Source organism: Flavicella sp. (assembly GCF_029238425.1).
In the GTDB taxonomy this organism is placed as follows: Bacteria; Bacteroidota; Bacteroidia; order Flavobacteriales; family Flavobacteriaceae; genus Flavicella.
The window spans coordinates 21,470-27,896 of sequence record NZ_JAQWGB010000041.1 but is presented as its reverse complement, the minus strand read 5'-3'; the positions used below and the strand labels follow the sequence as shown (position 1 = coordinate 27,896).

General features: G+C 33.9%; 5 protein-coding genes. All 5 read right to left on the bottom strand.

The genetic code is table 11. The features are described 5' to 3' along the window. On the bottom strand, positions 1–456 hold a 456-nt coding region (locus P8H68_RS02820; RefSeq protein WP_300321332.1), incomplete at its 3' end, for an MFS transporter. Between the two features lie 200 nt (positions 457–656). Next, a complete protein-coding gene (locus tag P8H68_RS02815) occupies positions 657–962 on the bottom strand; it encodes a hypothetical protein (RefSeq protein WP_300321330.1) in 306 nt (101 codons plus the stop codon). A 188-nt stretch (positions 963–1,150) separates the two neighbouring features. Beyond that, positions 1,151–4,417 carry a T9SS type A sorting domain-containing protein gene (locus P8H68_RS02810; RefSeq protein WP_300321328.1) on the bottom strand — a complete coding sequence of 1,089 codons (3,267 nt, stop codon included), beginning with the start codon at positions 4,415–4,417 and terminating at the stop codon, positions 1,151–1,153. Positions 4,418–4,843: 426 nt separating this feature from the next. Continuing rightward, positions 4,844–5,923 carry a bestrophin family ion channel gene (locus P8H68_RS02805; RefSeq protein WP_300321325.1) on the bottom strand — a complete coding sequence of 360 codons (1,080 nt, stop codon included), beginning with the start codon at positions 5,921–5,923 and terminating at the stop codon, positions 4,844–4,846. Positions 5,924–5,983: 60 nt separating this feature from the next. Continuing rightward, positions 5,984–6,424 (bottom strand): hypothetical protein, encoded by a 441-nt coding sequence (locus P8H68_RS02800; RefSeq protein ID WP_300321323.1) that lies wholly within the window; start codon positions 6,422–6,424, stop codon positions 5,984–5,986. Between the last annotated feature and the right edge of the window lie 3 nt (positions 6,425–6,427).

Here is a 6,427-nt window from a genome sequence, read left to right as displayed (position 1 = left end):
AGGAGCAACCATTGGAATAAGAATGAAAATTACAGTCACAAATGACATAATTCTTGCCATGTAGTTTCCTGAATATTTATCTCTAATGATGGATACGCTTATCGTTCTTGGTGCGGAAAGTCCAATGCCTTGTAGAACCCTTCCGATTAACATAGTGCTTAAATCTTGAGCAAACAGGCAAATGAAACTTGCGATTATAAATAATGTAAAACCATAATAAACAATCGGTTTTCTCCCTAAACTATCTGACAAGGTCCCGAAAATAAGTTGACCGATTCCTAGCCCTAAAAAAATCATAGTAATGAGTAACTGCAAATCTGTGTTGCTAGGATTTCCAATAGAACTTCCTATCTGTGATAACCCTGGAAGGATGGAATCTATAGACATGGCTACATTGGCCATCAGTAATGCCATTAAGGCGATGAACTCTAATTCAGAAGATTTTTTACTCGCCATAGAACTGTTTTAGTAGGTCGGCACAGATTCAAAATTAGGTTTTCAGAATCGTTTGGCAAAGTTACATCTCAATAAATGGATAAACGTTAATTTTTTTTGAAATGTTTTAGAATATCGTAAAAGATAGCTATAAAGTTTTGTAACAAAAAAAGAGAAACCAAAGGTTTCTCTTTTCAACTAAACTAATCATATGAATTCAATTACTTTTTCCAGTAAGAGTTCATTGCTTTCATTTTTTCAGGACCAACAATTTTTTTAATTTGTTGAGTCGTTTTGTTCTTTAGTTTTTTAATTTGTTCTTTTTCCTTGTCTTTAGGTAGATTTTGCGCTTTTACTGCTTTGATTTCTTTGCTTTTTGCTTTGTTCAGTTTTGTAGCTTCAGCCATTTCTTGCTCCGTGAAATTTGCATGTTCCATGGCTCCTTTAAAGGTTTTTTTCTCTTGAGAGAATCCGCTTACTGCAACGAATAAGAATAAGGCAAAGAATAATTGTGTTACTTTTTTCATTATAAAATGTTTATTGGTTATTATTGTTAGGCAATATTACATTTTAATAGTGCCAAGTTCTTGTTCAAATAGCTCAGTAACTAGAACAAATGTTCAAGTTCAATAAATGTGAGTAAAATAATGGGGTATAATCATAAAAAAAAGCCGCTTTGAAAACACAAAACGACTTTTGTTGGGACTTAATATTCCTATTTAATAATTAATTTGTGTACTAATTTTTGAGTCCCAGTTTGAATCTCCACAAAGTACATTCCATTTTTAAGGTTGTTTGTTGAAATAGTAGAAGTGCTATTATTGTGAATTCCCTTATAGACTTTTGATCCATTGATGTTGAAAATTGTAATAGTGGCACGAGTTTCTTCAGGCAATGCTATGTGAATGTTTCCGGAAGAAGAAGGGTTCGGATAAATTCTAATAGATTTTGAGATATCGGAAGCATTACTTTCTTTTTTGAAATTTTCTTTTGAAGCGCTTCCTGAGATATACTCGAATTTCCATTGTGTCCAATTACCAGAATAACTTATAGGTCTTTGAATTACAATAGCGTTGTCAGCATCTGTTTCGGGTCTAAAATACATTCCGGTTTCTCTATTTTGTAAATAAAAATATCCATCCGTGGTAGTTACCTTTTTCCATTGTGTATAGGTTCCGGTATAATTCGTTGGTCTTTGACTTAAGTCATCACCATCCAAATCTCCATCAGGTCTAAAGTACATTCCTGTTTCAATGTTTTGTAAATAGAAATAATTATTGTCCGTATCGATGGTTTTCCATCTTGTAAAATCTCCAGACCAGGAAGAAGGAACTTGTATTAAGGTAGCCCCATCAGTATCATTTGAAGGTCTTATTTTTTTAGAAGTTTGTCTGTTAAGAATATAAAAGTGCTCATCACCTGTGGAAGGTGGAGTGCTTGAAGGGTACCATTGCCCTCTATACCAACCACTTCCTAGTTCTGATAACCAGAAAACATTTTCATCATCTGGGTCTGTTTTTATATCGGTAATTCTATCATGGTTCGCTAAGTTTTTGCTCACTTTGATCCAAGTAGTTCCTCCATTTCTTGAGATATATGCTCCACCGTTGAGAAAATCTTTATGTCTCCCAACAGTAGCAACAATAATATTATTGTTCTTTTTTGAGACTTCTACTTGCCATACTTGAGGCATTTCAAATATTTTTACCCAGGTTGCTGCCTTGTCTGTACTTTTCCATATTCCTCCTTGTGCTGCAGTACCACTAAAACTTCCGCAAGCAATATAAATATCGTTGTTGTTAGGATTTATGAATATATTATTAATTGAAGTTACATCAGCTGGTAAAGTGTTTATTTTGTTCCAGGTAGAAGCGCTATCGTAAGATCTGTATAAACCACCCTTTACTCCGTTTCTACCACTATTTAATGCAGCATATACAGTGTTGTTGTTTGATGGGAATAAGGCCATTCTATTAATACTGCAACCCGAAGGGAGTCCACTATTGGATAAATTCCAAGTGGATCCTCCGTTGGTACTTTTGTATACTCCAAATTTACCATGATCTAATTTATTGAATCCACCTACCTCAGAAACAGGATTGCTAGTAAGACAAACAATTATTTTGTTTGGAGCATTTTTATCAACCAATAAAGAATTCCAATGCATCACATCAGCAGAAAGGTTTGTATTTGGGTAATCAATCACCTCTCCAATGTTATTCCAAGTTGCGCCTCCGTCCGTTGATTTTCTAAAATCATCTCTATGGTTTTGACGATTTTGTACCGTGTAAATAATATCAGGATTTGTTGGGTGTACAGCTACAGCACCTGTAGAATGAGCTCCCCCAGGGTTTACTTGACCTTCTATTTGTGTAATTGCAATGGGTCTTTGGTTTGAGCCTGAATTGGCAGATTTCCATAATCCATGTTCACCACTGCAAAATAATTTTCTGCCGGGGATTCCTGTTTCAACTAACATCATACGACCTGGCAGGTTGCTACCACCTTTACCGGTCCAAATTTTACTACCAGGACTAGATTCTATGTCATCTATTTGGGTCCAATTGGCACCTTGGTCTGTTGATTTTAAAATCTGTTGGTCAAGGCTAATAAATAAATCGCCATTTGAATTGATGGAAAGAAACCTGCATCCCCAAAGTTCTTCTCTTATCTCCATTTCATGCTGAAGATGCGCAAATTTAGTGTTGATAGATATTTTTGGAGTATTTCTAACATTGTTCCAATAATTTTTGTCAGTTTCATTACTCCAATATGATCCTGTTCTAGTGGCCGGAAACCAGTTTTTTCCACCATTTATGGTTTTCCATACATCCCCTGGTCCGAAAGAATAATCATGTTTTACGTTATGAGAAATATAGATTTCTTGTGGGTTGTTAGGGTTGATGACAATTCTATTATACGTAGGTAATATGCTTGTAGGGTAGGTATTTCCTATAGTTGATTTGTCGACTCCTAGCCAGTGAGCCACTGTTTTTTTGTAAAAGTTTTTTGTTGTGTAGCTATTGATTTGGGTTAAATCAATGGCTAAATCACCAGTAATTGAAGTCCAACTATCTCCTGCATTGGTACTTCTGTAAATTCCTCCTGTAGAGGCATACGAATTGCCAGATTTGTAATATTTAGTTTGTTCAATTAAATAATATATTAGGGTATTATTGGATGCATCATAATAATAGGCCATATCTTTGGGCGCATTATTAGGCAAACCGGTATTGCTAGAATTCCATGTTTTTCCACCATCGATACTTTTGTAGACACCTGTATTAGCTGCCATTAAAATTTTATTTGAATTTTTTGGGTTTACAAGTATTTTGCAGACGCTTAAAGTATTGGGCAAACCTGCTGTGATTTTTTCCCAAGAAACTCCTTTGTTTGTTGATCTGTAAATATGTCCAGTATCGGCTGTTGATCTTTGAACCCCAATTTTATTGGCTTCGGTTCTGTGATTTCTTTTGACATCCCAAAAAGTTCCGGCACCGATAAACCAATTATTATCGTTGGATGGATCTACAGAGATTTCATTGTGTGCTTTCCCTAGTGAGAAACTTTGTTTTTGCCATGATTTACCTTTGTCTGTTGTTTTGAACAATCCTCCTAATTCATCTGTTGCGAAACCTAGATTAGGGTTTTGTCGAGAAAATTCAATATCATAAGTTCTACTCATGTCTTTTGGGTTTCCATCGTAATCTAGGATAGTTTGCCAAGAATTACCGCCATCAAAAGAACCATAGGCATTGAACATATCAGGAGCCATATGAATGGTTGATGGATCTGTTGGATGACACCAAAAAAATTCGGTGTATCCTGAAGTTCCAGGACCGAATTGTGTCCATACTAATTTGTCTGATGAAGTAACTTTTTCTGTTTGTAGTTTTTGAAAATAGGGAACATCTAATTGAGCAAATGTACTAGTACATGCAAAAAAGAGGAACCAAAATTTAAGTTGTTTGGTTTTTAACATTTGGTTTGGTTTAGTTAATGAAAGTCACAATTTAGGTAATATGTGAAGCTTTATTAGGTGTGTGATTCCAAAAAAAATGCTTTGTTATACAAATAGTATTTTTGTCTAGTTTTTGTGATAGATCAATAAATTAAAGGTACTACGCATTGTTAAAGGGAGGATAAATTCTTTGAATGAAATTTTAGAGAGTCTTATAAAAAGCAGAAAAAAACATTTGTTCTAGTATCTGTTTTTAGAGAATTATGGAAGGAAGCATCTATAACTACCATAAACCCTAGGTTTTAACTAATGTTAATGAATTTGTGTTTATCCTTAAAAAGGGTGAATCAATCTAATTATGGTTTGAGAGTATAAAAAATCACTCGATTTTGGTCTGTTTTTACCAAATAAACAAGTGATTTTTTTGTGAGTTGAACAAGCTTTGATTTACATTTGAGTGTTAAAAAGTTCAGGATGTTGGGATGGAATACTTTCTTTTGTATCTCCTATGATTTCTCTAATGTCAATTTCAATTCCTCTAGAAATTGTTGTGATAGGAACGTCATTGCTCATTCCTTCAAAAGGGTTTTCAGAAACATCACCAACACGTTCCATCAACATAAAGACCCATGAAATAATAATGTTAAAAGGAATGGTAAGCCACACAAAATGATTTGCGATAAAATTATAAATGGTGTTAGTACTGCCTGCTTTCAACAATTCTTCACCAATGAGATCAAATTCATTCATCAAACCGAAAGGAAGAAGTATCACAAATATCCAAACGAAAAAATTATTAAGTGTTGCAAATTGCCTAGGGTATGGGAAGTTTTTAATTCTTTCAGCTTTTCCTTGAAGCCCAAAGAATTCTTCAATTAAATTTTTAAATTCAATATGTCTAAAATCATCTATCAATCCAGCTAACTTTAATTCTTTAAAACTTTTAGATTGTAGTTTTAAACAGGCAGCTTGTTTGTTCGTCATGCTCAGCACGTCTTTCATTTCAACATCCGATAAATATTCTTGTAATTCTTCTTCCAAAGAAAACTCATATTCTCTCACTTTTATGCCCGACATATGTTCTTTGTCTGAGCTGTTTGTATGTGTAGTTTCCCAACCTTTTTTTGCTCGTAAAGCGTGTCTTAAGGCAGTCATCCAGGCAATATGTCTTAATACAATAGTTTTTTTAATGTTAAAGAATTCTTCTTCAGATTTAGGCTCTTTTGTAAATTCATTTGTGATAAAATCATTTAGCATAGTGGCCAAAAGCCGAGAGCTATTTACGATCCCACCATAAATTTTTCTTGCTTCCCATAATCTACCATAGGAGGCATTGTTTTTAAACCCACTAATAAAGGCTAAGGCCGTACCAATCAAACCGATCGGGAGCCAAGGTAAATGGAGCCAATTCCAATCAAGGATATCGTACAGAATTACAGGGACTAAAGAAATTGGAATAAAATAATAAATATATCTTCTAGTCCATTTTAATACCGTGGATAACGGGTAAATCTTTTTCGTAAACATGGAAATTAAATTTTATAAAGGAAAGATACTAATTATTAGGAAAGAAATATTTAAAGTCATTTATAAAACCCTTGATTCATTTTGGGCTTTTTGATCCAAGTATTTTCCGATCCCCATACCTGCAACCATTCCGATAAGCATACCAAAGGTAATTCTATTTGATATTTCTAGATGGGACAATACAGACGTACCCAATGCAACCCCAAAGCTTAAACCTAAAGCAGTTCCTAATTCCGTGTAATAGTTTTTTGTGACCAAAGAGAAATTTGATTTTAAAAACGACTGAAATTTTTGAAGTTGTGATCTATAAAATTTAGGACTTTTATCAGTTTCTAGTAATGCCAATTGTTTTTCGATGGTTGCAATTTCATCTTCTGAAAACTCTCTTTTTTTTAATGCAGTTATGAGGTAGCTGAATTTCTTTAAAGTTCTTAAATAAGATTTTTTTTCTGTTTCTAAAATGAGTTTCTCTAATACTATTGTTGCTTGTTCAAGTGTCATAAT